The sequence below is a fragment of the Streptomyces lydicus genome, assembly GCF_000717345.1.
In the GTDB taxonomy this organism is placed as follows: Bacteria; Actinomycetota; Actinomycetes; order Streptomycetales; family Streptomycetaceae; genus Streptomyces; species Streptomyces lydicus.
On sequence record NZ_JNZA01000012.1, the window covers coordinates 93,193 to 116,106 of the forward strand.

General features: G+C 72.3%; 25 protein-coding genes. 13 read left to right on the forward strand and 12 right to left on the reverse strand.

Going from position 1 to position 22,914, the window contains the following annotated elements; all coding sequences use genetic code 11:
• Positions 1–6: 6 nt before the first annotated feature.
• A complete protein-coding gene (locus tag OO62_RS12970) occupies positions 7–516 on the reverse strand; it encodes a mycothiol transferase (protein ID WP_033267500.1) in 510 nt (169 codons plus the stop codon).
• A 178-nt stretch (positions 517–694) separates the two neighbouring features.
• Between OO62_RS12970 and OO62_RS12975 the strand changes: the two genes are divergently transcribed.
• Both OO62_RS12975 and OO62_RS12980 read left to right on the forward strand, forming a co-directional pair.
• The gene (locus OO62_RS12975; RefSeq protein WP_051733081.1) at positions 695–1,429 is read left to right on the forward strand and encodes a L,D-transpeptidase family protein; all 735 of its coding nucleotides are present in this window, start codon (positions 695–697) and stop codon (positions 1,427–1,429) included.
• Between the two features lie 115 nt (positions 1,430–1,544).
• On the forward strand, positions 1,545–2,093 hold the full coding sequence (locus tag OO62_RS12980) for a GNAT family N-acetyltransferase (protein WP_051733083.1): 549 nt from the start codon (positions 1,545–1,547) through the stop codon (positions 2,091–2,093).
• Positions 2,094–2,130: 37 nt separating this feature from the next.
• Here OO62_RS12980 and OO62_RS12985 read toward each other — a convergent pair whose 3' ends face one another.
• Positions 2,131–2,634: a C40 family peptidase gene (locus OO62_RS12985; protein WP_033267703.1), complete on the reverse strand. Its 504-nt coding sequence runs from the start codon at positions 2,632–2,634 to the stop codon at positions 2,131–2,133.
• Positions 2,635–2,742: 108 nt separating this feature from the next.
• On the reverse strand, positions 2,743–4,953 hold the full coding sequence (locus tag OO62_RS12990; protein WP_248782277.1) for an HAD-IIB family hydrolase: 2,211 nt from the start codon (positions 4,951–4,953) through the stop codon (positions 2,743–2,745).
• A gap of 417 nt (positions 4,954–5,370) precedes the next feature.
• Here OO62_RS12990 and OO62_RS12995 point away from each other — a divergent pair, with 417 nt between their 5' ends.
• Positions 5,371–5,679, forward strand: a complete 309-nt coding sequence (locus tag OO62_RS12995) for a VOC family protein (RefSeq protein ID WP_033267501.1) — start codon at positions 5,371–5,373, stop codon at positions 5,677–5,679.
• 152 nt (positions 5,680–5,831) lie between these two features.
• On the opposite strand, the gene OO62_RS13000 is transcribed toward OO62_RS12995, so the two are convergent.
• The gene (locus tag OO62_RS13000) at positions 5,832–6,491 is read right to left on the reverse strand and encodes a hypothetical protein (RefSeq protein WP_078617144.1); all 660 of its coding nucleotides are present in this window, start codon (positions 6,489–6,491) and stop codon (positions 5,832–5,834) included.
• A gap of 300 nt (positions 6,492–6,791) precedes the next feature.
• Positions 6,792–7,388 carry a TetR/AcrR family transcriptional regulator gene (locus tag OO62_RS13005; protein ID WP_033267503.1) on the reverse strand — a complete coding sequence of 199 codons (597 nt, stop codon included), beginning with the start codon at positions 7,386–7,388 and terminating at the stop codon, positions 6,792–6,794.
• A gap of 63 nt (positions 7,389–7,451) precedes the next feature.
• Between OO62_RS13005 and OO62_RS13010 the strand changes: the two genes are divergently transcribed.
• On the forward strand, positions 7,452–8,231 hold the full coding sequence (locus tag OO62_RS13010; protein WP_051733086.1) for an alpha/beta fold hydrolase: 780 nt from the start codon (positions 7,452–7,454) through the stop codon (positions 8,229–8,231).
• The gene (locus OO62_RS13015) at positions 8,228–8,704 is read left to right on the forward strand and encodes an SRPBCC family protein (RefSeq protein ID WP_033267504.1); all 477 of its coding nucleotides are present in this window, start codon (positions 8,228–8,230) and stop codon (positions 8,702–8,704) included. The genes OO62_RS13010 and OO62_RS13015 overlap by 4 nt, the downstream gene beginning before the upstream one ends.
• 111 nt (positions 8,705–8,815) lie before the next feature.
• On the opposite strand, the gene OO62_RS13020 is transcribed toward OO62_RS13015, so the two are convergent.
• On the reverse strand, positions 8,816–9,610 hold the full coding sequence (locus tag OO62_RS13020; protein ID WP_033267505.1) for a class I SAM-dependent methyltransferase: 795 nt from the start codon (positions 9,608–9,610) through the stop codon (positions 8,816–8,818).
• A 316-nt stretch (positions 9,611–9,926) separates the two neighbouring features.
• Between OO62_RS13020 and rho the strand changes: the two genes are divergently transcribed.
• Entirely contained in the window at positions 9,927–11,096 is a 1,170-nt protein-coding gene (gene rho, locus OO62_RS13025; protein WP_033267506.1) for a transcription termination factor Rho, read from the forward strand.
• Here rho and OO62_RS13030 read toward each other — a convergent pair.
• From OO62_RS13030 to OO62_RS13040, 3 genes are all read right to left on the reverse strand, one after another.
• Complete coding sequence (locus tag OO62_RS13030) at positions 11,090–11,602, reverse strand: DinB family protein (protein ID WP_033267507.1); 513 nt, start codon at positions 11,600–11,602, stop codon at positions 11,090–11,092. The genes rho and OO62_RS13030 overlap by 7 nt on opposite strands.
• A gap of 110 nt (positions 11,603–11,712) precedes the next feature.
• On the reverse strand, positions 11,713–12,258 hold the full coding sequence (locus OO62_RS13035; protein WP_033267508.1) for a DoxX family protein: 546 nt from the start codon (positions 12,256–12,258) through the stop codon (positions 11,713–11,715).
• 463 nt (positions 12,259–12,721) lie between these two features.
• Positions 12,722–12,961 carry a chaplin gene (locus OO62_RS13040; RefSeq protein ID WP_033267509.1) on the reverse strand — a complete coding sequence of 80 codons (240 nt, stop codon included), beginning with the start codon at positions 12,959–12,961 and terminating at the stop codon, positions 12,722–12,724.
• A gap of 283 nt (positions 12,962–13,244) precedes the next feature.
• Here OO62_RS13040 and OO62_RS13045 point away from each other — a divergent pair, with 283 nt between their 5' ends.
• Positions 13,245–13,823 carry a hypothetical protein gene (locus OO62_RS13045; protein ID WP_051733088.1) on the forward strand — a complete coding sequence of 193 codons (579 nt, stop codon included), beginning with the start codon at positions 13,245–13,247 and terminating at the stop codon, positions 13,821–13,823.
• A gap of 76 nt (positions 13,824–13,899) precedes the next feature.
• On the forward strand, positions 13,900–14,577 hold the full coding sequence (locus tag OO62_RS13050) for an AIM24 family protein (protein ID WP_033267510.1): 678 nt from the start codon (positions 13,900–13,902) through the stop codon (positions 14,575–14,577).
• Positions 14,578–14,602: 25 nt separating this feature from the next.
• On the opposite strand, the gene OO62_RS13055 is transcribed toward OO62_RS13050, so the two are convergent.
• Entirely contained in the window at positions 14,603–15,841 is a 1,239-nt protein-coding gene (locus tag OO62_RS13055) for an alpha/beta hydrolase family protein (protein WP_033267511.1), read from the reverse strand.
• A 241-nt stretch (positions 15,842–16,082) separates the two neighbouring features.
• Here OO62_RS13055 and OO62_RS13060 point away from each other — a divergent pair, with 241 nt between their 5' ends.
• Complete coding sequence (locus tag OO62_RS13060; protein ID WP_078617145.1) at positions 16,083–16,862, forward strand: ribonuclease H family protein; 780 nt, start codon at positions 16,083–16,085, stop codon at positions 16,860–16,862.
• Between the two features lie 245 nt (positions 16,863–17,107).
• The gene (locus OO62_RS13065) at positions 17,108–18,502 is read left to right on the forward strand and encodes a tetratricopeptide repeat protein (protein ID WP_033267513.1); all 1,395 of its coding nucleotides are present in this window, start codon (positions 17,108–17,110) and stop codon (positions 18,500–18,502) included.
• Positions 18,503–18,517: 15 nt separating this feature from the next.
• Here the strand turns inward: OO62_RS13065 and OO62_RS13070 are convergent, their stop codons facing one another.
• Positions 18,518–19,165, reverse strand: a complete 648-nt coding sequence (locus tag OO62_RS13070) for a CatB-related O-acetyltransferase (RefSeq protein ID WP_033267514.1) — start codon at positions 19,163–19,165, stop codon at positions 18,518–18,520.
• 184 nt (positions 19,166–19,349) lie between these two features.
• Here OO62_RS13070 and OO62_RS13075 point away from each other — a divergent pair, with 184 nt between their 5' ends.
• The 3 genes from OO62_RS13075 (at position 19,350) to OO62_RS13085 (ending at position 22,141) form a co-directional block, all read left to right on the forward strand.
• Positions 19,350–19,976, forward strand: coding sequence for an alpha-ketoglutarate-dependent dioxygenase AlkB (locus OO62_RS13075; protein ID WP_033267515.1), 627 nt, complete (start codon positions 19,350–19,352; stop codon positions 19,974–19,976).
• Positions 19,977–20,191: 215 nt separating this feature from the next.
• Entirely contained in the window at positions 20,192–20,767 is a 576-nt protein-coding gene (locus OO62_RS13080; RefSeq protein WP_033267516.1) for an AMIN-like domain-containing (lipo)protein, read from the forward strand.
• A gap of 138 nt (positions 20,768–20,905) precedes the next feature.
• Complete coding sequence (locus OO62_RS13085; RefSeq protein WP_033267707.1) at positions 20,906–22,141, forward strand: FAD-dependent oxidoreductase; 1,236 nt, start codon at positions 20,906–20,908, stop codon at positions 22,139–22,141.
• Here the strand turns inward: OO62_RS13085 and OO62_RS13090 are convergent.
• Complete coding sequence (locus tag OO62_RS13090) at positions 22,130–22,879, reverse strand: TetR/AcrR family transcriptional regulator (RefSeq protein ID WP_078617146.1); 750 nt, start codon at positions 22,877–22,879, stop codon at positions 22,130–22,132. The two genes, OO62_RS13085 and OO62_RS13090, sit on opposite strands and share 12 nt — an antisense overlap.
• Positions 22,880–22,914 lie beyond the last annotated feature (35 nt).

Consider the following 22,914-nt stretch of genomic DNA (forward strand, 5'->3'; position numbering starts at 1 on the left):
GGCGTCTCAGCGGCCGAGCAGCCCGCGCACGTAGGCGGCCTGTCCGGCGTGCTGAAGATCGTCGGCGATGACGCTGACAAGCCGGACGCCCAGGGTGACGGGCGGGGACCAGGCGCGGTCGACGACGCGCTTGTAGTCCTTGTCCTCGACCCCGGCGAGGTACTGCACCGTGGCGTCGTGGACGGCCTCGTGGTAGTCGGTCAACAGCTCGGCGCTCAGGTCCCGCACCGCCGCGACCTCTTCCGGGGAGTGGCCGTACCCGGTGTCGTCGGCCGCGAACGGCAGCCCGAAGCGTTCGTACCAGCCGTCCGCCGTCCACACCTGCTCGGTTCCGGCCACCCCCGCGACGTGGTCGTCCTGGATCCTGGTCAGATGCCAGACCAGCCAGCCCACGGAGTTGGCTTCCTCGGCCGGCCGGCTGGCGATCTCGTCGGGGTCGAGTCCGTCCACGGCCTCCTCCACGGCCTCCCGGATACGGCCGAAGGCGTCGACGAGCAGGTCCGTGCTGGCGGTCATCAGGGCTCCTTAACGGCGGCGGGAGGGCGCGGCAGCCCCCGGCGGCCCGCCCATGGTCGCAAGCCCCGGTGGCGAATGGTGGGAGGCGGCTCCGGCGGCGCCACCGGCTGCCGCGAACGAGAGATATCGGGTCGGTCACGCCTGCAACCGACGGGTCGGGCAAACAGTCATACGGTGCATGAAACGACGACTGAACCTGCGAATAGGGCGGCGGACCCGCGCCGGCCGCCGAGCGGGCGCGGCACTCGCCCTCACGGCGCTGACCGTGCCGCTGACGGTGGCCCTCGGCTCCACCGCCGAGGCCGCCACCACGTCCTCCTGCACGGCGGCCCGCGGCCCGTACCAGAAGCAGGCCGAGAAGTTCCTCGGTCTGCCGGTGGACGGTCGGCAGTCGGCGTCCGACTGCCGGGCCATCCGCGCCTTCCAGACCAGCCACGGCATCACCCCCAACATCGGCTATGCCGGCCCGGTCACCTGGGGCGTGATGAGCCTCGTCGCACAGCAGAAGGCCGCAGGCAACAACCCGAACAAGGCCCACAAGTGCCCCACGAACAAGGGGCGCATCGCCTGCGTCGATCTGACCCGCCAGCTCAGCTGGATCCAGGACGGTTCGCGGCTCGTCTTCGGCCCGGTGCCGATCCGCAGCGGCCGGGACGGCTACGAGACCCGTACCGGCGCCAAGAAGATCTACTGGCGCCATCTGCACCACGTGTCGAACCTGTACAACGTGGCCATGCCGTACAGCCAGTTCTTCGACGGGGGACAGGCGTTCCACTCCATCAGCGGCAGCGTCTGGTCGGCCCCCGGCTCGCACGGCTGCGTCAACATGCGCAGCGGCGACGCCAAGAAGTACTGGTCCCTGCTGAAGACCGGCGACGACGTGTACGTCTACGGCCGCAAGGCCGGAACCTGACCCGGCCACCGGGGCGGGAACGCCGGAGCAGCGGCCGGAAGCCCGCGGCTCCGGCGTCCTCCGCGGCACCCCGCGCCGCTCTCCGCTTTCCGCACGACCGGGGACACCGCACCGCATGACGACCGAAGCCGAGATCATCCACACCGACCGGCTGACCCTGCTCCCGCTGCGGACCGGGCACGCCGACGAGATGGCCGCGGTGCTGTCCGACCCCGCCCTGCACACCTTCATCGGAGGCACCCCGGCCACGCCGGACGCCCTGCGCTCCCGCTACACCCGCCTGGTCGCCGGAGCGCCCGACCCCGCCGTCTCCTGGTGCAACTGGGTGATCCAACTCCGCGGCCCGGACTGCCTCGTGGGCACGGTCCAGGCGACGGTGACCACCGAAGGCCGGCGAACGGTCGCGGAACTCGCCTGGGTGGTGGGGTCCCCGTGGCAGCGGCGCGGCATCGCCGGGGAAGCCGCCCGCGCACTGGTCGGCTGGCTCCGGAAGCGGCCCGTGGACGACGTCATCGCCCACATCCACCCCGGGCATCACGCGTCCGCGGCCGTCGCCACCGCCGCCGGACTCGCTCCCACCGGGCACCGCCAGGACGGCGACATCAGATGGCGCGCCCCGTTGGGGCCCCACGCACAGCGAGGGCCTTCCGGAGCGCGCCGGTGACTGTCGTGGCACGTGCCGTGGTGCCTGCCGGCCGGTGTCAGCGGGCCAGCAGCTGGTACAGCGCCATCGGCGTCACATAGCCCGGCCAGCGGCCGTCCGCGAACAGATGGACACCCGCGTCCAGATAGCACTGGTCGACGAGCTGGGAGCAGATCATGTGCCGGGTGTTGGCGATGTAGCGCCGCAGCCCCGGCACGGGGATGTGGAAGCGGTGCGTGGCGATCGCGCCGTAGTCGAGGAAGCTGTAGGGCACCCCGACGTAGCGGGTCGCCGCCGTGCAGATGCCGGCGCGTTGCCGCTCCGTGAGCCCTTCCGGGCACACGTAGAGCACGTTGGCGCCGCCGTAGTCGGTGAGCGGGCGGATACGGGCACCGCCGGGTTCGGCCTCCAGTATCTGGTCGTCGGGCAGTACCAGGAAGGCGTGTTCGTAGTCGGCGAAACCGTCACCGTTGATCCACTGTCCGAAGCGGATCAACCGGCCGGAGACGCCTGAGATTTGTGTGAGTCCGATGTCGCCGGGCAGGGGATGGGTGTGCTTCATGAGCAGCTCCCGGGAGCGCAAAATGCGGATTCCCGGTGGTGATACCCGCTGTTGACGCCTGCGCACCGTGGAGCGGGGAGTCTGTCCCGGCGGAATGTCGGGAGCGGATCAGTGGACCACGGCCCCGGCCTCCTCCGGTTGCGTCGTCACCGCCGGCCGCCGGATGGCGGCGATGATCTCCTGGGCCCACCGGAGCGGTGGTGGGTCGTCGAGGAGCCTGGCCAAGTGGGCCAGGTGCGCGGCGCGTTCCCCGGGCGACATCGCCAGCGCACGGCGCAGGGTGTCGACGAGGTCCTGGGCGGAACGCGGGTCGGTGAGCAGGGCCGCGGCGCCGAGTTGGCAGGCCGCTCCGGTGTGCCGGGAGAGGATCAGCACCCCGGACCGTCCGGTGGCGGCGTGACTGGCGATGAACTCCTTGGCGGTGAGGTTCATCCCGTCCTGCAAGGACGTCACCCAGAACACGTCCGCCGCGAGATAGTGGTCGACCACCTCGCCGAAGGACAGCGCCCGGGGAAGGTGCACGACGGGCTCCCAGCCGCCGGTGCTCCAGCGGCCGTTGACCTCCGCCACGGCGCGTTCGAGGGCCGCGCGGGTGGTGTCATGGACGCGGATTCCCGGCTCGGGCGGCGGACAGACGAGACGGAAGGTGAACGTCCCCCGCAGTTCGGGCCGTTGGGCCAGCAGAGCCGCCACCGCACGGACCTTCTGGAGCGGGGCCTTGGCGTAGTCGAGGCGTTCCACTGACAGGACCAGCGCGGGCCGGGACGACCCGGGCCGGTACGGCGGCGCCGCGGGCCGGGCGGGCCGCGCGCGGGCCAGCTCCTCGACGGCCGGCCGGTCGATGCCCAGGGGGTGTACTCCCGTACGGGGCGTCCCACGGTCGCCGCCGAGCACCTGCCGGAAGTGGCCGGCGAACGCGGCGGTGTGGAAACCGGCCCAGTCCAGGCAGCGCAGAGAGGCCCTCAACTGCCCGGCGGTGGGGATACGGGCGAAGGCGTCCGGGGGCGGGAACGGCGTGTGGTGGAACAGCCCCAGGTGCAGATCCGGCCGCGCGGCGCGCAGGAAGCCGGGCACCAGCCAGAGGTTGTAGTCGTGCAGCCAGACGGTGGCGCCGCGCGCCGCGTGAGCGCTGAGGTGATCGGCGAACCGGGCGTTGAAGCGTTCGTAGTGGCGCCAGGCCGAGGGGCTGAACCGCATCCGCTCGGGCTGGGACATCAGCGCCGGCCACAGCGTCTCCTTGCAGGCGCGGTGGAAGTACGCGGTCCAGTCGGCGGCGGCCACCGGGAGGAACGCCAGCGGGAAGCCGGTCGGGTGCAGCGGGCGCGCCGCTCCCTCGTGGGGCGTATCGCCGTCCTCGACCAGCGCGGTGGCCCAGACCGCGTCCGGCCCGCCGGGGCGGAACAGGCACTGCAGGGTGGGCAGTACGCCGTTCGGACTGAGCGGCTGGCGCCACTGCCCGTCGGCCCAGCGGACCGGCGGACGATGGTACCCCACGACGACCGGGCGCGGACGTTCGACCCAGCCCAGGCTTTCCAAAGCGGCCAGGATGCCGGCCGTCCCCGGACGGTCGGCCAGGTGGACGCCGTCGCGGTCGGCGACCCGCTCCCGCAGCGCGGGCTCCGCATCGCTCATGACGACGCCGTGCGCCCCCAGCTCGAACAGCGACAGGTCGTTGAGCGAGTCCCCGGCCACCAGCACCGATGCCAGGGGCCATTGGTGCTCCCGGGCGAGCAGGGCGAGCGCGTGGCCCTTGCTCGCCGCCTCCGGCAGGACGTCGAAGTAGCGGTCCGCCGAATACGTCCAGCCGCAGCCCAGCTCCCGCACCGCGTCGGTGATCTCGTCGGAGAACCGCTCGGGACGGAGGAAGAACGAGCAGCGGCCCTCCTGCACGATCCCGTCCTGGTGGACGAGCTCGGAAAAGCGCGCCAACCGGGCCCGTACGCGCCGCTGTCCGGGCCAGCCGCGGCGCAGCCGGTTCTCCAGTGCGGTGACCCGGCTCCGGTCGGCCCCGTCGATCACGCTCGCGCCGACGTCCGCGATGATCCACCGGGGGCGGGGCACCAGCGGATCGGTGCGCAGGATCTGCTCGACCGACGGCAGTGAGCGGCCGGTGGCGAACACCACCGTCACCTCCGGATGGCGGTCGAGCGCCGCCCGCAGCCGCCGTCGGTCCGTGTCGTCACCGCCGAGCAGGGTGCCGTCCAGGTCGGTGACCAGCACTTTGACGGTGCCGCCGGCGCCGGCGGCACCGCCCGCTCCCGCGTCCGTAGGCTTCGACGCGCCCTGCTCGCCCGGTACCCGCGCCGCCATGGTCGTCATGGTCCCGTCCCCCTCGTGCGGCGAGCGTTCCGCCGTCCGGGCGCTCCCGTCCCGGCCCCGTCCGGGAGAAACGCACGCACTCCCGGAGCACGAGATCGACCGAGTACGCCCCGGCACCGGCCGCCGGTCGTGTCATGCCCATGCGTCATGGCGGGACTGTAGGGACAGCACCCGTCGACGCGGAGCGGCAACCGGGCGAGATGGCCGAAATGACGGCCCTTCAGGTCTCCGTAACGCCACGGACGGCCAAATGTGGCGCTGCCGTCGGCCCCGGAAACGTCAGCCCCGGAAGCCCCGGCCCCGGGCTCCTCGGCCGGCCCCGGGCGCGCCCCCGGGTGGCCACCTTCCCGGCCGTCCCCGAAAGTCCTCGCCGGTGCCCGAAGATAAGGGACCCGGCCCACCTCCAAGGAGCTTCTCGTGTGCATCGGCCTTGTCGTCCTCTACACCGAACGCCTGGAGGCGTGCCGTGACTTCTACGCCGGCCTCGGCCTCACCTTCCAACGGGAGCGGCACGGCGAGGGGCCCGAGCACTACGCAGCCGTCCTGGGCGAGGGCGTGGTCCTTGAGCTGTACCCGGCGTCCTCGGCACGTCTCGCGACGGGCTCCCTCAGGCTGGGGCTCGTGGTGAGCGCGAAGGACGCCGCCGCGGCGCGGCCCGCGCGGCCGGCGGGCCGGCAGATCGTGACCGACCCGGACGGCCGTACGGTGGAGGTGCTGGTCAAATAGCAGAGGCGGGCCCCCGTACGGGAGTACCCCCGTACTCACCCGCCGGGTGCTTCCCGGCCCGCCCCGGGACCCGGGACCGGCCAGGAAACACGCTCGCGGCGACTCGGCGACTCGGCGCCACCGGCCTCGTCAGCCGGTCACGGCACCGGAGGTCAGTGCTGCACCACGAACGACCGGCCCTTCTTGGCGCCGGATGAGCAGGAAGCCTTCTCCGAGGCCGTCATCTTGCGGGACTTGACCGTCACCGCATTGCTCCGTCCGTCCGTACCGTTGGGCGCGGGGCCGGTGACGGTGTCCGGAACGAACCAGAAGTAGTGCCCCCACTTCGGGCTGTCGTAATGCGTCTGCCAGGTGCCCGAGACGGTCTGCATGACCTGGGCGCGGGAGATCCAGCCCACCTCGCCGGGCTTCACCGTCATGCCCAGCGAGCTGTTCTCGGTGTGCGAGCTCGACCATGTGTGGCTGTACGTCGCGGTCACGCTCAGGTCGATGAGGCCGGCGATCTTTCCGCCGGCGGTGACCGACACGCCCGCGGAGTCCGTCGAGCCCACCGTGTCCGACCAGCCCATGGACTGCGTGGCGTCCGAAGTGCTGCAGTTGTAGAGCGAGTCGGAGACCTGGTGGAAGTCTCCCAGGTACGCCTTGCCGAGCGTCGGCTCGTTGAAGCTGCACTTCCCCTCGCCGGAAGCGCAGTCGGCTATCAGCTGCGCCCGCGTGGGCCCGTCCTCCGCGGCGGCCGGTACGGCCATCGCGGCGACCAGCCCCAACGACGCCGCGGACAGCGCCATCAGCCGGCTTCCCTGCCGGATCACTCTGCTGTTCTTCCTCTTTGCCATCTTGCGTTGCCTCTCGTGCCTTCGCCCAGATTCGTTCGCACGGCATGGCGGTGCCCGCGGCGCGTGGCGGTGCCGCGGCGGGCGCCGGAATGTTGCATTCGCCGCTGTTGCGTTTGAGACTGGAGTGAAATCTGATTCAACTACACCAAGATTCGGTAAAGTTGTAGTTGATGGTGAAACAGTCCCTTTAAGGGCAATCGAAACGGAGGCGGCGTCAGGTAGGGGGTGCCGGGCGGGAAGCGGTAACTCCGCGCCGGTGTAAGGGGGAAGAGGGCATCACGCGCCCGTGGAAGCCCCCTTGAGGACCGTGCGCACCGCGCGGGAAACGAAGTCCCCCTCCACGGGCAGCTGCCGGAGTACGACGCGGAGCCAGGCCGCCCCGGCCAGCAGGTCCACCAGGAGCATCGGATCGGTGTCCGCAGGGAGTTCGCCGCGCGCCACGGCGCGATCGAAGAGGGGTCGCTCCCGGGCGAGTCGATCGGTGAAGAACTCCCTTACGTGCACCGCGAGTTCGGGGCTCTGGGTGACGGCGCCCAAGGTGGCGACGGCGATTCCTGAACCGGGCGGGACGGTCAGCAGGGTCACCACGGTCCGCAGCAGCGCCTCCAGGTCGCCCTGGAGGCTCCCGGTGTCGGGCGGTTCGAGGCCGAGCCGCCGCGTCCCGATGAGCGCGGCCCCCAGCAGCGCCCCCTTGGAGGGCCACCACCGGTAGAGCGTCGTCTTGTTGACCCCGGACCGCTGGGCGACGCCCTCGATCGTCAGGCCCTCGTAGCCCTTCGTCGCGAGCAGGTCCAACGTGGCATCGAAGATCTCCTGCGCCTTCCGTGGCCCGCCGCTGCGCCGCGTCCCGTCCTGCCCTCGCTCCTCGTTCATGCGGAGAGACTAGCATCGAAAAACAACGCAACGTTGCGTTGCATTTGAGGTAGCGTGCCGGCCATGAAGACCGACACAACAGGGCTGCCCCTCGTTTTCGTGCACGGCATGCGCGTCAGCGGCACGATGTGGCAACCCGTCATCGACACCCTCGGAACGCGCCATCCCACGGCGGCGCCCGACCTGCCGGGCCACGGAAGCCGGCGCGGCGAGCCGTTCACCCTGCCCGGCGCGGTGGCGGCCGTCACCGATGCCATCGACGCGCTCGGCGGCCGTGCACTGGTCGTCGGCCTGTCGCTGGGCGGCTACGTCGCCGTGGCGACGGCCGGCAGCCATCCGGACCGGGTGCTCGGCCTGGTCGCGATGGGCTGCACCGCCACACCCCGCGGACTGCTCGGCGCCGTCTACCGGGGAGCGGCGCGCGCCTCGGCCCGGTATCCGCACGAGGCCAACCGCCTCAGCGCGTTCGCATTCCGCCGCGCCCTCCCGGGACGCCAGGCCCGCGCCATGGTGTCCGGCGGCCTGACCTGCGGGGCCGTGCCCGACATCGTCAGGGCCGTCAGCGCGATGGACCCGCTCGCCGCGCTCGCGGCGTACCCGGGCCCCGTATGGCTGGTGAACGGCGAACGCGACCACTTCCGCCGCGACGAGCGGCGCTTCCTCCGCGCCTGCCGCGACGGCCGCCTCATCGTCCGGCCCGGCTGCGGACACGTCAGCAGCCTCGCCGATACCGAGGCACTCGCCCGGCAGGTGCGGGATGCCGCGGCGGTCGTCACCGCGGCCCGGACCGGCGGCACTTCGGTGCCCACGCACCACACCACGTCACCGGAGGGGACACGATGACCGTACGTGCACGGGAGTGGGACGTGACGGAATCCCTGGAGATGCGCTGCCCGCCGGACGCCGTGTACGCGGCGCTCGCCGACAGCCGGCGGATGGCCGAGTGGAGCCCCGAGGTCTGGCGGGTGTGGTCCCGCGGCGACCGCTTCGTGGGCTTCAACCGCAGAGCCCTGTGGGTCTGGTTCACCGTCTGCCACGTCGTCGCCGCCGACCCCGGCCGGGAGTTCGCCTTCGACGTCACCACGTTCGGCCTGCCCGTGGCGCGTTGGGGATACCGGCTGACGCCGACCCGGCACGGCACGCAGGTCACCGAATACTGGATCGACCACCGGCGCCACGGCTGGCGCCGTCACCTCGCCGAGCTGCTGGGCCTGGTGTTCACCGGCACGCCGGCCGTGCAGCGCGCCGCGCGCAACCGTGCCGGCATGCGGCTGACCCTGCGACGCCTGGCCGCGGCCTGCGAGGCGGCCGACTGAGCTGCCGGCCCGTACCACGCCGCTCCGCACGAGCCCCTGGCCACGAGTTCCGGTCCAGGGGCCGTTGCCCTTGGTTCCGTCGCACGGGCTTCTTTCCCCGAGCGACCCGGCTCACCGGGCCTTGGTGGCCGCCACCAAGCGGCAGCGGGGGCTCCCGTCCGGTCGGCGGCCGAGCTCCGGCAGCGCGTACAGCTCCACCTCGAACCCGGCTCGCACCAGCTCCGCCCGTACGTCGCCCAGACGGAACACGCGGTAGTACATGACGAAGGGTGGACGCCACAGTGCGTTGCGGACCCGCATCGCCACGTCGAAGGCCAGCAGGGTCCCGTACGCGAGTGAGCCCGGCCGGGAAGGCGCCGCGATCGGGAAGACGAACCGGCCGCCGGGGCGCAGCGCCGAATGGACCTGCGCGAACAGCCCCGGCCGCTCACGGGGCAGGAAGTGCCCGAACGCGCCGAAGCTCACCGCGAGGTCGAAGGCCGGCCCGAAGGGGAGCGCCCGGGCATCGGCCCGCACCCACTCCTCGCGCGGCGGCGTGGCCGCCCGTCCGGGCGCCTCGTGGGCGGTGGGCACAGGTCCACCGGTGCGGTCACCGCCACGCTCACGGGCCTCGGCGCGGGCGCGGCCCACGGTCAGCATCCCCGCGCTGATGTCGACACCGGTGACCCGCTCCCGGCACACCTGCCGCAGCACGTCCATGCCCGCGCCGGTGCCGCAGCACAGGTCGAGGCCGCTGTCGAACGGCCCGAGCCCGCGCAGCACCCGCGCGACGGGGCCCAGTACCGAGTCCGGCGTCCGGAACGGGGTGTGGTCGAATTTCGGCGCGAGCAGGTCGTAGCCGTGCTCGACGGAGGACAGCGCCTGGACGGCGAGTTCACGGAACGTGGGGCCCTGAGGTGTGAACATGGCGCCTCAGCATAGGACCGAAGCTCGCCGGCCGTGGTAGTGGTACAGTGCGAGTGGAGCGTACGTACGTTCGCCGTAACTGGCGCGCCACTACTGTCTGGCTCCCCTTCGCGCGTTTCTCTTTCGCGCTCCTTCATGACGCAGGCAAGGCCCGTGCAGGGCATGCCGCGCAATTCGCTCACCACTCTCGCCGGCCGCGGGCCTTCCTTGCCCGCCTGCGGGGCGTGCATTCACCGCCCCGGCTTCTCTCCGCCGGCTTCCTTCCCTCACCTGACGTTCCAGGAACCCACGTCCTGAAAGGACACGGAAACCACCCATGACCACCATGACCATCGAAAAGGACCGCTCGACCGCAACGGCCGTGGCCCCGGATCCCGTTGCCGCGCCGGCGTCCTCCCGCACCGTCTCCGGTGTGCTGGATGTCGCGAACGCCGGCCAGGGCGGGGGCGTGCTGCGGACGCAGGAGTGCCCCGCCGCATCCGGAGACGTCCGGGTGTCCGCCGCGCTGATCCGCCAGAACGGCCTGCGCAAAGGCGATTTCGTCGTCGGCGAGTACGAACGGCCCCGTACCCTCACCCGCATCGCATCGGTCAACGGCCGTGCGCCGGAAGCAGCCCGCGGCCGACCGCATTTCCGTGACCTCACGCCGCTGCACCCGCGCGAGCGTCTGCGCATGGAAACCCCGACGGGCGGGCTGACGCCGCGACTCGTCGACCTGGTCGCGCCCGTCGGCAAGGGGCAGCGCGGACTGATCGTCGCCCCGCCCAAGACCGGAAAGACGGTGTTGCTGCAGCAACTCGCCGCGGCCATCGCCGAGAACCACCCGGAATGCCTGCTGATGGTGGTGCTGATCGACGAACGCCCGGAAGAAGTCACGGACATGCGCCGTCGCGTACGCGGTGAGGTGCTGGCCGCCACCTTCGACCGGCCGGCGAAGGAACACATCGCGCTGGCCGACCTGGCCGTGGAACGGGCGAAACGGCTCGTCGAGCAGGGCCAGGACGTGGTCATTCTGCTCGACTCCCTGACCCGGCTGTGCCGGGCGCACAACAACGCCGCCGGCTCGGACGGCCGCGGCCGGACCCTGAGCGGCGGTGTCGACGCCGCCGCGCTGTACGGCCCCAAGCGGCTGTTCGGCGCGGCGCGTCTCGCGGAGGAGGGCGGCTCGCTGACCATCCTCGCCACGGCCCTGGTGGAGACCGGCTCCCGGGCCGACGACTACTTCTTCGAGGAATTGAAGAGCACCGGCAACATGGAGCTGCGCCTCGACCGCGGGCTCGCGGGCAAGCGGCTCTACCCGGCGGTCCATGTCACGACGTCCGGCACCCGCCGCGAGGAACTGCTCTGCTCACCGGCCGAGTTGACCGCCACGCGCCGGCTGCGGCGCGCTCTGCACGGCGGGGACAGCTCGGCCAACCTGGAAGCGTTGCTGGAGAAGATGCGGCGCACGCCGGACAACGCGACGTTCCTGCGGCAGTGTCAGTAGTAGCCCTTTTCCCCGTCGAGCAGTTCCCGGATGCTGTCCATGTGCCCGGCGTGCCGGGCGGTTTCCTCGATCATGTGGAGCAGCATCCACCGCAGTGACGCGGCGGCGGAACGGTACTCCGGGTGCTTGCCCGCGTCCTCCAGCGCATGCGCCGCGATGATCTCGTTCGATACCGCACACTGCGCCGCGTACTCGTCGAGGAGCCGCGGAAGCGGGATCCCGTCGACGTCCATCTCGGCGTCCTCGGTCACGTCGTCGAGCAGCGGGCCGACGGCCGGGCGGCCGAGAAACAGCACCTCGAACCAGAGGTGTTCGACCCACCTCATGTGGGAGACCAGGCCCGCCATCGTCATACGGGGCGAGGACGGCAGCACGGCACGGTGGGCGTCCGCTTCCGACAGCCCCTCGCATTTCCACTGAATGATCGCGCGCTGCATGTCGAGCCAACCCACGAGCTGCGTCCGTTCATCCGCATCGAAAGGCGGGCGATTACGAGAAGGCGTCATGGGCGCCGACGATAGTCCGGCGCCCGCCGCACCGCACCGGGATTTCGGGCGGCGGCAGGGCCCTGGCGGGCAGTGCGCCCCGTGTGAGCGCAGTGTGCGGCCATGCGCGGTCAGGTCGCGAGCAGCACGATCGCCGCGCCGAGGCCCCCGGCCCCGAGGGCGACGGCCGCGCAGATCAGTCCGCCGTCCCGCCAGCGGAAGAACCGGTCGAGAGCGAAGCGGCCGGGCCCGATGGCGGCGATCGAGAGGGCCACGGCGGCGATGCAGAGCGGATATTCCAGACCGCCGGTGACCACCCAGACGCCCTTGGGGACGGCCAGGACCATTGCGTTGATCATCACGCCGATCAGTGCGGCAGCCGCGAGGGGGGTGAGGAATCCGAGGGCGAGGCCGAGACCGCCGAGGAGCTCGGAGGCTCCGGCGACGCCGGCGTAGACCTCACCGGGCCGGTAGCCGAGGGCGGCGAATCCCTTGCCGGTGGCGGCGAGCCCTGAGCCGCCGAAGAGGCCGAAGAGTTTCTGGGCGCCGTGGCCGGCCAGGAGCAGTCCTACGGACAGCCGTAGGAGAAGCAGGCCGAGGTCGGTGGCGAGTGGGGGAGAGCGGAGGTCGTGGGGCCGGGTGTCTGCCTCCGACCGCCGCTCGGCGAGCAGTTTCATGACGATGTCGCTTCCCGCACCGGCGCGTCGGGTGGCCGCGGTGTCGAATCACCGGCGCCGGTGCGCTCAGGGTGGAGAGATCTCGTGGTGTGCGGGCCGTACCCGCGCGGCGGGGGCATCCCGGGACCCACCACGTCGGGACGAGGCTTGCGCCTTACAGTCGATCGTGCTACTTGAGAGCGCTCTTGCCTAGGGGGTCGAACGGGTCCGGTGCCGCCGTGCGGACGGGTGGCACCGTAGGGGGCGGGGGCGACCGCGGGTTGCGTCGATGCACGATGCCTGCCCGGGTCCGGGCTGCCCGGGGCAAAAATTCACGGGTGAAACAGAGCGGTAGGGGACGGGAAGGATGCCGGTCCGGACCCCAGCAACGAGGGCGGGCCTCCGGAATGAGCATTCCGGAGGCCCGCCCGGGCCGGCACCACGCGAGCGGGCCGGTGGCCCGGCGCGCTGTGCGGGAGGGGTGTCAGTCGTTGACGCAGGTGTTGCCGAACGTGGGGTTGAGCAGCCCGACGATGTTGATGGAGTTGCCGCAGACGTTGACCGGCACCTGGACGGGGATCTGCACGACGTTGCCGGACACGACACCGGGCGAGTTGACTGCTGCGCCCTGTGCCCCGCTGTCGGCGGTGGCCAGACCGGCACCGCCGAGGAGGGCAGCGCAGGCGCCGGCGGTCACGAGAACACTCTTGATCCGGTGAGCCATCGGTCGGTCTCCTTACTGGTGGTGGAAGCGGCCCGGGGCAGCCTCAGGTCCGCGGGAACGCACTGGACGGCTGCGAGCCGTCCGAGCCGCCTTTGTGTACGGGGAAGTTGCTTCCCCGCCGACCGCCGCTCCAGCTCCGTACGACGCGAAGATCAGACTTCTAGGTGATAGTGCATGCGGAGTTGACGGTCTGCCGTACGAATCGGCCGCAGCCGTGGCCCCATGCGTCACACCCCCTCACTTCCGCCCCGCACACCGGCCGGGCGGCCCGACCAGGAAGCACATGTCCGAAACCGCTCAGCCGCAGACCCACGATCCCGCCGCCTACGCGTCCCGCTCGGCCGCCGCCTGGAACTGGCTGTCCAGGGCCATCGACGCCCAGCAGGACGGCGCGTGGGTGCTCGACGAGGTGGAGTGGCAGGTGCTGGCCGACGTACGGGCAGCGACCAATGCCCTGCACGGCGGGCACCTGCCGCCACACACCCGCGAGCCCGTGCACGTAAGGGTGGGTCGCCTCGCCAACTGGGCCGGGGTGTGCCGGCTGGCCGCGCGGGCCGGCGGGTGGGAGCTGTTTCCCGTTGCCGGCACGGACGCCTCGGCCGCCACCGGGCCCGTCGGCATGGCTGACCTGCTGTCGGGGATCTACGCCCTCGCCGAACAGGGCGAACGGTGGAAGGCGCTGATACGCACCGCCGTGCAGCAGCGGCACGCCGCCGACCGGGCCGGCGGGTCCCTCCCGGAGCAGAGCCTGGAGGAGAGACTCAACGACCTGCATCCGGGATTCGAGCGGGACTTGGCCGACGCGGAAGCCTTCTTCACCGGTCCCGGATCGCTTGAGGACCTGCACCTCTTCTTCTACTGATTCCTCTGCCGAGGGGCCGGTGGCCCGGGCGTGACCCGGCCCGTGGTTCCGGGGGCGGCGGCCTAGTATTCCGGCCATGAAGAGTGAGCTTTTCGCCTCCGAGAACATGGCCACACAGGCCGCCGCCCCCGGCATGACGCAGCAGAACGCCAAGTCGATCAAGTACGCGCTGGACGGGGAGTGTTACGCCCGGCAGGGCTCGATGGTCGCCTTCCGCGGTGAGCTTCGGTTCGAGAAGCAGGGGCAGGGTGTCGGCAAGTTCCTCAAGCGCGCGGTCACCGGCGAGGGGCTGGCGCTGATGGCCGTACGGGGGCGCGGCGAGGTGTGGTTCGCGCACGAGGCGGCCAACTGCTTCATCGTGGACATCGAGCCGGGCGACGGCCTCTCCGTCAACGGCCGCAACGTGCTGTGCTTCGACCCGTCCCTGAGCTACGAGATCAAGGTCGTCAAGGGCGCCGGCATGGTCGGCGGCGGGCTCTTCAACTCCGTCTTCAGCGGACAGGGCAAGCTGGGCATCGTGTGCGAGGGCACCCCCATCGTCATACCCGTGTCCCCGCAGGCGCCGGTCTTCGTCGACACCGACGCCGTGGTCGGCTGGAGCAGCAGCCTGCAGACCGCGCTGCACCGTTCGCAGAGCGTCGGTTCGATGCTGCGGGGCGGCTCCGGAGAGGCCGTCCAACTCCGCCTCGACGGCGAGGGTTTCGTGATCGTACGGCCGAGTGAGCTGCGCCCGGAGAAGGCCGCCGGCAACTGACCGTGGCGCCGGGGGCCGCCCCGCGTCAGCCGTCCGCCCCCAGGCCCAGGCGCGCGTCCAGCCAGTCGAAGACCCGCTGCTCGAACACCGCGCGGCCCAGCGGCTCGCAGTGCAGGGCGGCGCCTTCGGCCTCGGTGAACCGCACCAGTTCCTTGGGGCCCGGCAGGGCGTCGTACAGGCGCTGCGAGGCACCGGGCCAGAAGTGCTCGCCCTCGGGGTCCGTGATCAGCAGCGGGGTGGTGATCCGGTGTGCCACGGGTGCCACGGTGTACTCGGCCACCTCGGTGAGCAGGTCGAAGGGCGAGTCGACCCCGTACGGCGTGGCCCGCCAGCGCCAGGTGGCGGCCAGCGCGGGCGACTCCTCCAGGGCCTCGTTCATGACGCGGTCGAAGGTGTCCCGGTCGCCGGATTCCCACAGCGCGCGCAGGTCCGGGCCGAGCTGGTGCCACCAGCTCTCCGCGACCTCGACGACGCCCGGATCGGCGACGGCGGCGGCGAGGCGGTGCTCGAAGGCGAGCGCGCGCGGAACCCAGTAGCCGGCCTGGCTGATACCGGCCAGCACCAGGCGTTCGGCGTCGACGTCCGGGCGCGCGACCAGGAAGTCCACGACCGGAGTGATCACGTTCTCCCAGTCGGGACGGAAGGTGACCCCGTGCTCGAAGAGCATCGACTGCTGGCCGGGCCCGTCGAAGAGCAGCGCGCGGTAGCCCCGCGCCACGGCCGGCGCGCCGAGCAGCGTCCAGGCGGCGGACACCGGGCCGTCGCTGCCGTTGTTGACGATCACGGTCGGCAGCCGTTCCGGGCCGCCGGGCGGACCGAAGAGGTAGCCGGGCAGCGTGCGGTCCTCGTACGGGACCGTGACCCGCTCGGCGGGCGGGTCCGCCACGGCGGCGAACCGGTCGAAGCAGTCGCGGTGTGCCGTGAAGAGCTCCCGCAGCCGCGCCTCGGTGTCGGGGACCCCGTCGACGGCCACCAGAGCCGTACCGAAATACCCGGCCGCCCGCAGGAACGCCTGCCGGGCACTCACCGGGTGCCCGTCGGCCGCGCACTTCTCGGCCTGTGCATGCGCCGTGCGCGCCAGTGCGGTCCAGGTCGACACCCAGAGTGCGGCTGCCCCGTCCGATGCGCTGTCCGGCGAGGGGGCCCGGGCCACGGCGGACGCGGCGGCCAGCACCTCACCCACGTCCGCGCCCTGCCGCCAGGCGGAACCCAGCGCGAGCAGGATCTCGTAGTTGAACTGGTCGTTCTCCACGAAACGGTACATGTGGGCGCCTCCTGGCCCGCGCCGTACGGACGCGGCCGGGCCGACGTCTCTCAGCCCCGGCCGGAGGGGAGAAAGGCCGGGGCCTTCCGTTCCAGCGTAGGAGCTGCCGCGGGGACGGCGCACGCCGGACGCCGCCCGCGCCGGGCCTTGCCGTAGGGGCGCCCGGGTGCGCGCCACGGGAAAACGCTCCTAGCACCTACCGCCCACCGACGCGACTTCGACCGGCACCGCGCCGCCTGGCATGATCCCGCCCATGGCTGAACGCGTGATCGCCGCATGTGACGGTGCATCGAAGGGAAACCCCGGTCCCGCGGGCTGGGGATGGGTGCTCGCCGACGCCGGGGAGACGGTCCTCCGCTGGGAGGCCGGCCCGCTCGGCACCGCGACGAACAACGTCGCCGAGCTCACCGCACTGGAGCGGCTGCTGGCGGCCACCGACCCGGTCGTGCCGATCGAGATCCGGATGGACTCCCAGTACGCGATGAAGGCCGTCACGACCTGGCTGCCCGGCTGGAAGCGCAAGGGCTGGAAGACGGCCGCGGGCAAGCCGGTCGCCAACCAGGACCTGGTCATGCGCATCGACGAGCTGCTCACGGGCCGGGAGGTGGAGTTCCGCTACGTCCCCGCGCACCAGGTGGACGGCGACCGGCTCAACGACCTCGCCGACCGGGCCGCGAGCCAGGCGGCGCTGCTGCAGGAGGCCGCCGGCACCGCGCTCGGTTCCCCGGAGCCGCCGGCCGCGCCGGACACCGCCCGGCCCGCCGGCAGCCGTCGCGGCGCCACCGGCGCGAGCGCGGACTCCGCGTCCTCGCCGCGGCGGCGCACCGCGAAGGGCACCTCGCGGACCGCCGGCTCGGCGAACGGCTCCACACGCACCCTCAAGGCCAAGTTCCCCGGCCGCTGCCGCTGCGGGCGCTCCTACGGCGCGGGCGAGCCGATCGCCAAGAACCCGGACGGCTGGGGCCACCCGGACTGCCGCTCCGGAGCGGGTGCCGGTGCGGGCGGGGGCGCCGGGGAGTAGGGCGGGGCAGGCCCGGAACGCCGTACGAGCCGGGCCGCCGCCGGGGCGGGGGAGCGCGGTCCGTATCCGGGCCACCCGGGCCCGGGCCCCCGTCGGACGGGCCCGCCACGGGTGCCTCGGCTCCGCGCCGGGCCGCGTCGCGGAAGGTGTTCGGCCAGTCGTGTGAAAGGGCCGCACGGGCGGCTGCCCGGCCGGGGACCATGGCTGGACGTGCGCATGCGCCGCCCGCCCCACCGGAGGTACCCATGACAACTGACCGGCACGGACACCCGATGACCGACACCGGCGCCGAGGCCCTCGCCCACTACGAACAGGCCCTGGACGACCTGCTCTTCTTCCGCCCGCAAGTGATGGAGACGACGCGGGCGGCGCTCGCCGCCGCGCCGCGCTCGGCGGCCGTCCAGACGCTGGCCGCCTACCTGGGCGTCCTGGGGACCGAGGAGAAGGACGCGGCGGCCGCCCGCGACGCCTTCGCCGGCTTCCGCGCCGGCCTGGACACCGGGAAGCTGACGTCCCGGGAGCGGATGCACCTCGCCGCCGCGACGGCGTGGCTGGACGGTGACCTGCACGGCGCCGGCAGCATCCTCGGCGAGCTCTCCGTCGCCTTCCCGCGCGACGCGCTGGCGCTCTTCGCCGGGCATCAGCACGACTTCCTCACCGGCGACGCCCAGCGCCTGCGCGACCGCATCGGCGGGGCGCTGGACGCCTGGGACGAGGCGGACCCGCACCACGGGCCGCTGCTGGGCATGTACGCGTTCGGCCTGGAGGAGTCGGGTCACTACGAGCGCGCCGAGGAGGTCGGAATGGCGGCCCTGGCGCGGCACCCGCGCGATGTGTGGGGGATCCACGGCGTGGTGCACACCTACGAGATGCGCGGACGGTTCGCCGACGGGATCCGGTTCCTCGACGCCCGTACCGACGACTGGTCGAGCGGCACCCTGCTCACCGTCCACAACTGGTGGCACTACGCCCTCTTCACCCTGGAGACCGGCGACACCGCCCGCGTCCTCGGCATCTACGACGCGGCACTGCACCACGACCGCTCCGCCGGTGTGGCGATGGAACTCCTCGACGCCGCCGCCCTGTTGTGGCGGCTGTACCTGGCGGAGGACATCCAGACCGCTCGCTGGGCCCGGCTCGCGGACGCCTGGGAGCGCCGCCAGGACGGTCCGCACTACGCCTTCAACGACGCCCACGCGGTCATGGCGTACGTCGGCGCCGGCCGCCTCGCGCAGGCCGAGCGCCTGGTCGGGGACCGGGAGAAGTGGCTGGCCGGACAGCCCCGCGTCAGCAACCGCGCGATGACCGCGGACATCGGCCTGCCGGTGTGCCGCGCACTGATCGCCTACGGCCGGCAGGACCACGCCGCGGCCGTCGACCTGCTGCTCCCCGTCCGCCACCGCCTGCACACCTTCGGCGGCAGCCACGCCCAGCGCGACGCGATCCAGCGGACCCTCGTCGAGGCGGCCCTGCGCTCGGGGCGCACGGATCTGGCCCGCACGCTGCTGAGCGAACGCAGTCAGCTCCGGCCCGTCTGCCCGTACAACTGGTCCGCCAAGGCCCGCCTGGAGGACCAGCTCGGCGCCCCGGACCGGGCGGCCGCCGCCCGCGCACGCGCGGCGGCCCAGTCGGCGTCCTGAAGTGGCGGTGCCGGCTCAGTGCCGTGCCGGGGCGGCGGCCTCCAGGTCGTCGATGCTGCCGGACATCACCGTCCGGAGGTGTTCGGTGAGGTGCTCGGCCGGCCAGTCCCACCAGGCGACGGCCAGCAGGCGGGCGATGTCCTCGTCGCTGTAGCGGCGGCGGATGAGGCGCGCCGGGTTGCCGCCGACGATGCCGTAGTCCGGTACGTCGTCGACGACCACCGACCCGGAGGCGATGACCGCGCCGTGGCCGATGCGCACGCCCGGCATCACCGTGGCGCGGTAGCCGAACCAGACGTCGTGCCCGACCACGGTGTCGCCGCGGCCGGGCAGGCCGGTGATCAGGTCGAAGTGCTCCGACCATGACCCGCCCATGATCGGGAACGGAAAGGTGGAGGGGCCGTCCATGCGGTGATTGGCGCCGTTCATGAGGAACCGGACGCCCTCGCCCAGGGCGCAGAACTTGCCGATGACCAGCTTTTCCGGACCGTAGTGGTAGAGCACGTTGCGGGTCTCGAACGCGGTCGGGTCGTCCGGATCGTCGTAGTAGGTGAACTCGCCGACCTCGATCAGCGGCGAGGTGACCAGCGGCTTCAACAGCACCACGCGCGGCTGTTCGGGCATCGGGTGCAGCACATGGGGATCGGCGGGGACTGATGCCATGGCGGATCGGCTTCCTCGTCTGCTGGATGGTCCGACACGGACCGGTGCCGGCTCCTTCCATGATCGCGAGGTGCGCAAGGGATTTTCCCGCGGGGATGCGGGGTCGGGGCGCAGGGCCCGGCCACGGCGGGGGCCCGACCATGCCGACAGAACATATATTCGAATAGCCGGGTATCCTGTGTGTATGAGCACGCATCTCCAAGGCTCGCTCTTCGACCAGACCGAGGACATCCGCCTCGGTCCGCTGCGGGGGCTGCGCAGGACCACGCTCGGCGACGGCGCCTGGATCGATCTGCTGCCCGACTGGCTGACCGGGGCCGATGCCCTGTTCCTGCGGCTTGCCGCCGAGGTTCCCTGGCAGGCCGAGCGCCGTCAGATGTACGAGCACATGGTCGACGTACCGCGGCTGCTCGCCCACTACGGCGAGGGCGAGGCACTGCCGCACCCCGTGCTGGACGAGGCCCGAGCGGCCCTGTCCGCCCACTACCGCGCCGAGCTCGGCGAACCGTTCACCACCGCCGGCCTGTGCTACTACCGCGACGGCCGGGACAGCGTGGCCTGGCACGGGGACCGGATCGGCCGCGGCAGGCACGAGGACACGATGGTCGCCATCCTGTCCGTGGGGGCGCCCCGTGACCTGCTGCTGCGCCCGCGACGCGGCGGCAGCACCGTACGGCGGCCGCTCGGGCACGGGGACCTGATCGTGATGGGCGGCTCCTGCCAGCGGACCTGGGAGCACGCGATACCCAAGAGCACCCGGGCGGCGGGGCCCCGGATCAGCATCCAGTTCCGGCCGCACGGCGTGCGCTGACCCGACAGGGCGCGAAAGAGCCGGAGCGGCGGGAGCGGCGAGGCGGGAGCCGGGGTTCCGTGACGAGCCGATTGAGCCCCCCCGATGATCAACAGGCCCGCTTTCGCGACAACTTCGTCCGGGCCGCGGCTGGATCCCGACCCGGGCTGAACGAGCAGGCGCCGTCGGCCGTCCTACCGCACGTACCTGTACGCACTCATCTGGAGGGGTTTCTCATGCGACGCTCAGGAGCAGCAGCCGCGGTGGTCGTTCTGGCGGCCGCCGGGTTGCTGGGGACGGCCGGCACGGCCGGCGCCGCCACCGGCACGGCAGCCATGTCCGGCTCGGCCACGAACTGCTCGGTGACCTGGGGCAGCAAGGCGAAGTCGGCCATGAACGCCACCTCCGCTCGGCTGAAGAACATCACGACCAGCGGGAACGCGTGCTACGACCGCATGGTCTTCGACATCAGCGGCGCGCGCGGCAAGCTCGGCTACCACGTCGGTTACGTCGACGCGTTCCATCAGGACGGCTCCGGTGAGCGGATACCGGTCAAGGGCGGCGCCATCCTGGAGATCTTCGTGTCCGCGCCGAGCCATGACCCCGCGACCGGTCGGCAGACCTACGCGGCCGAGGCCGGCAAGTCGCTGCCCGGCGTGAACCTCAGCGGCTACCGGACGTTCAAGGACACCAAGTTCGGGGCGAGCTTCGAGGGGCAGACCCAGGTCGGCCTGGGGGTGCGGGCCAAGCTCCCGTTCCGGGTACTGCAGTCCGGTGACACCTTGATCGTGGACGTCGCCCACACCTGGTGACCGAGCGGGGACGCTGAACGCCGCCGCCCGCCCGTTCACCCTCCGCTCGGCCCTGCGTGGTGAGAGCGCGGGCCGCCGCGCGGGTATACCGGGTGTGCGGGAACACGGGACCCGAGGCGAGCGGCGGTGAGAGCGGTGGTGAGGGAGCGGACCACGTGCTGCGTGGTGGGCGGCGGCCCGGCGGGCATGGTGCTCGGGCTGCTGCTGGCACGGGCGGGTGTCGAGGTCACCGTGCTGGAGAAGCACGGAGACTTCCTCCGCGACTTCCGTGGTGACACCGTGCACCCCTCCACGCTCGCGCTGCTGGACGACCTGGGGCTGGCGCAGCGGTTCGCCCGGCTGCCGCAGCGGCGGGTGACGACCGTTCAGCTGCCGCTGGGGCCGGACCGTTCCCTGGTCACCGTCGGCAACATCGGCGCGCTGCCGGGACCGTTCAACTACATCGCCATGGTGCCGCAGTGGGACCTCCTCGACCTCCTCGCGGACGAGGCCCGGCGCGAGCCGTCCTTCTCCGTGCGGATGAGCACCGAGGCGACCTCGTTCCTCATGGAGCGCGGCCGGGTCGCGGGGGTCCGCTACCGCACGTCCGACGGCCGTACCGGTGAGCTGGCTGCCACCCTCACGGTGGCCTGCGACGGCCGGGGTTCGCTGGCGCGGTCGCTTCCCGAACTGGGGCTGCGGAGCTTCGCCTGCCCGATGGACGCCTGGTGGTTCCGGCTGCCGCGGTGCGACGGCGATCCGCACGGGCTCGTCGGCGGCGTCGGCGACCGGCTTCTGGCAGCCATGATCGACCGCGGGGACTACTGGCAGTGCGCCGCGCTGATCCCGAAGGGCACCGACGCCGAGCGCCGCGCCGCCGGTCTCGCGCCCTTCATGGACAATTTCACCGCGGCCGCCCCCTGGCTCGCCGACCGGGTGTCCGCACTGCGCTCCTGGGACGACGTCAAGCTGCTCGACGTACGGCTCGACCGGCTCAGCAGGTGGCACCGCCCGGGGCTGCTGTGCATCGGCGACGCGGCACATGCGATGTCGCCGGTCTTCGGCATCGGCATCAACCTCGCCGTCGAGGACGCGGTGGCCGCCGCCCGGTACCTCGTCGGGCCGCTGTCCGCGGGCACGGTGGGGCCGGGCGACGTACGCGGTGTCCAGCGGCGCCGGTGGCCGACCACGGCGTTGACCCAGGCGCTTCAGCGGTTCGCCCACCGGCGGGTCATCGGGCCCGTGCTGGCCGGCGACCCGCCCTTCGGCAATCCCCGGCGGGCGCAGCGGGCCGCCGAACTGCTCACCACCTCGCGGTGGCTGAACCGGGTGCCGGCGTACTTCCTCGCCTACGGCGCGCTGCGGGAACGCCCGCCGGCCGCGTCACTGCGCTGAGCCGCCGTCGCGCGCGGCGCCGGTGCTGCGGGCCCGGACCGCGAGGCCGTCGAGGACGCACGCCAGGCCGAACGCGAACTGTTCGTCCGGGCCGGCGTCCTCGGCGTCGGTCACCCGCCGGGCGAACTGCGGGTAGTCGCCGCTGGCGATGACCTCGCGGATGTACGGGCCGACGCCGGCCCGCCACTGGTCCTCGGTCAGCCCGGAGCGGCGCTGTGCCTGGAGTTCGGCGAGTTCCTGGGCGGTCGAGCCGAAGACGTAGGCCATGACGGTGTCGACGGCGTGGGAGGCGAAGGTGATGTCCGGGGTGAGTGCGGCGGCAGCCGTGAGCGCGAGGTCGTACCGCCGCAGCGAGTTGGCGCCGAGGGCGGGACGGCCGGTGAGTTCGGAGCCGAGCCAGGGATGGCGGAGCAGACGGGCGCGTACGTCCCGTGCGACGGCGTCGAGGTCGGCGCGCCAGTCGCCGGTGAGCGCGGGTGGCTCGGTCTCGCCGTGCACCTCGTCGACCATCAGGTCCAACAGCTCGTCCCGGCTCGCCACATAGCGGTAGAGCGAGGCCGTACCCGAGCGCAGATCCGTCGCGACCCGGCGCATCGACAGCGCGGACAGCCCCTCCGTGTCGGCGATCGCCAGGGCCTGCTGCACGATCCGGTCCACGCCCGGGGCCTGCCGGCGCGGGACGCGCCGCTCCTTCCGCCACACCAGGGCGGGGGTCGGCTGCGGTGCCGGGTCGGTCATCGCGGTTCTCCTTCTGTGGGCCATTGCGGCCAACA

What these genes read in the sequence shown, in the direction of transcription:
- OO62_RS12970 (WP_033267500.1), bottom strand. Translation starts at nt 516, where the DNA reads ATGACCGCCAGCACGGACCTGCTCGTCGACGCCTTCGGCCGTATCCGG.
- OO62_RS12975 (WP_051733081.1), top strand. Translation starts at nt 695, where the DNA reads ATGAAACGACGACTGAACCTGCGAATAGGGCGGCGGACCCGCGCCGGC.
- OO62_RS12980 (WP_051733083.1), top strand. Translation starts at nt 1,545, where the DNA reads ATGACGACCGAAGCCGAGATCATCCACACCGACCGGCTGACCCTGCTC.
- OO62_RS12985 (WP_033267703.1), bottom strand. Translation starts at nt 2,634, where the DNA reads ATGAAGCACACCCATCCCCTGCCCGGCGACATCGGACTCACACAAATC.
- OO62_RS12990 (WP_248782277.1), bottom strand. Translation starts at nt 4,953, where the DNA reads ATGACGACCATGGCGGCGCGGGTACCGGGCGAGCAGGGCGCGTCGAAG.
- OO62_RS13005 (WP_033267503.1), bottom strand. Translation starts at nt 7,388, where the DNA reads ATGAACGAGGAGCGAGGGCAGGACGGGACGCGGCGCAGCGGCGGGCCA.
- OO62_RS13010 (WP_051733086.1), top strand. Translation starts at nt 7,452, where the DNA reads ATGAAGACCGACACAACAGGGCTGCCCCTCGTTTTCGTGCACGGCATG.
- OO62_RS13015 (WP_033267504.1), top strand. Translation starts at nt 8,228, where the DNA reads ATGACCGTACGTGCACGGGAGTGGGACGTGACGGAATCCCTGGAGATG.
- OO62_RS13020 (WP_033267505.1), bottom strand. Translation starts at nt 9,610, where the DNA reads ATGTTCACACCTCAGGGCCCCACGTTCCGTGAACTCGCCGTCCAGGCG.
- rho (WP_033267506.1), top strand. Translation starts at nt 9,927, where the DNA reads ATGACCACCATGACCATCGAAAAGGACCGCTCGACCGCAACGGCCGTG.
- OO62_RS13030 (WP_033267507.1), bottom strand. Translation starts at nt 11,602, where the DNA reads ATGACGCCTTCTCGTAATCGCCCGCCTTTCGATGCGGATGAACGGACG.
- OO62_RS13035 (WP_033267508.1), bottom strand. Translation starts at nt 12,258, where the DNA reads ATGAAACTGCTCGCCGAGCGGCGGTCGGAGGCAGACACCCGGCCCCAC.
- OO62_RS13040 (WP_033267509.1), bottom strand. Translation starts at nt 12,961, where the DNA reads ATGGCTCACCGGATCAAGAGTGTTCTCGTGACCGCCGGCGCCTGCGCT.
- OO62_RS13045 (WP_051733088.1), top strand. Translation starts at nt 13,245, where the DNA reads ATGTCCGAAACCGCTCAGCCGCAGACCCACGATCCCGCCGCCTACGCG.
- OO62_RS13050 (WP_033267510.1), top strand. Translation starts at nt 13,900, where the DNA reads ATGAAGAGTGAGCTTTTCGCCTCCGAGAACATGGCCACACAGGCCGCC.
- OO62_RS13055 (WP_033267511.1), bottom strand. Translation starts at nt 15,841, where the DNA reads ATGTACCGTTTCGTGGAGAACGACCAGTTCAACTACGAGATCCTGCTC.
- OO62_RS13060 (WP_078617145.1), top strand. Translation starts at nt 16,083, where the DNA reads ATGATCCCGCCCATGGCTGAACGCGTGATCGCCGCATGTGACGGTGCA.
- OO62_RS13065 (WP_033267513.1), top strand. Translation starts at nt 17,108, where the DNA reads ATGACAACTGACCGGCACGGACACCCGATGACCGACACCGGCGCCGAG.
- OO62_RS13070 (WP_033267514.1), bottom strand. Translation starts at nt 19,165, where the DNA reads ATGGCATCAGTCCCCGCCGATCCCCATGTGCTGCACCCGATGCCCGAA.
- OO62_RS13075 (WP_033267515.1), top strand. Translation starts at nt 19,350, where the DNA reads ATGAGCACGCATCTCCAAGGCTCGCTCTTCGACCAGACCGAGGACATC.
- OO62_RS13080 (WP_033267516.1), top strand. Translation starts at nt 20,192, where the DNA reads ATGCGACGCTCAGGAGCAGCAGCCGCGGTGGTCGTTCTGGCGGCCGCC.
- OO62_RS13090 (WP_078617146.1), bottom strand. Translation starts at nt 22,879, where the DNA reads ATGACCGACCCGGCACCGCAGCCGACCCCCGCCCTGGTGTGGCGGAAG.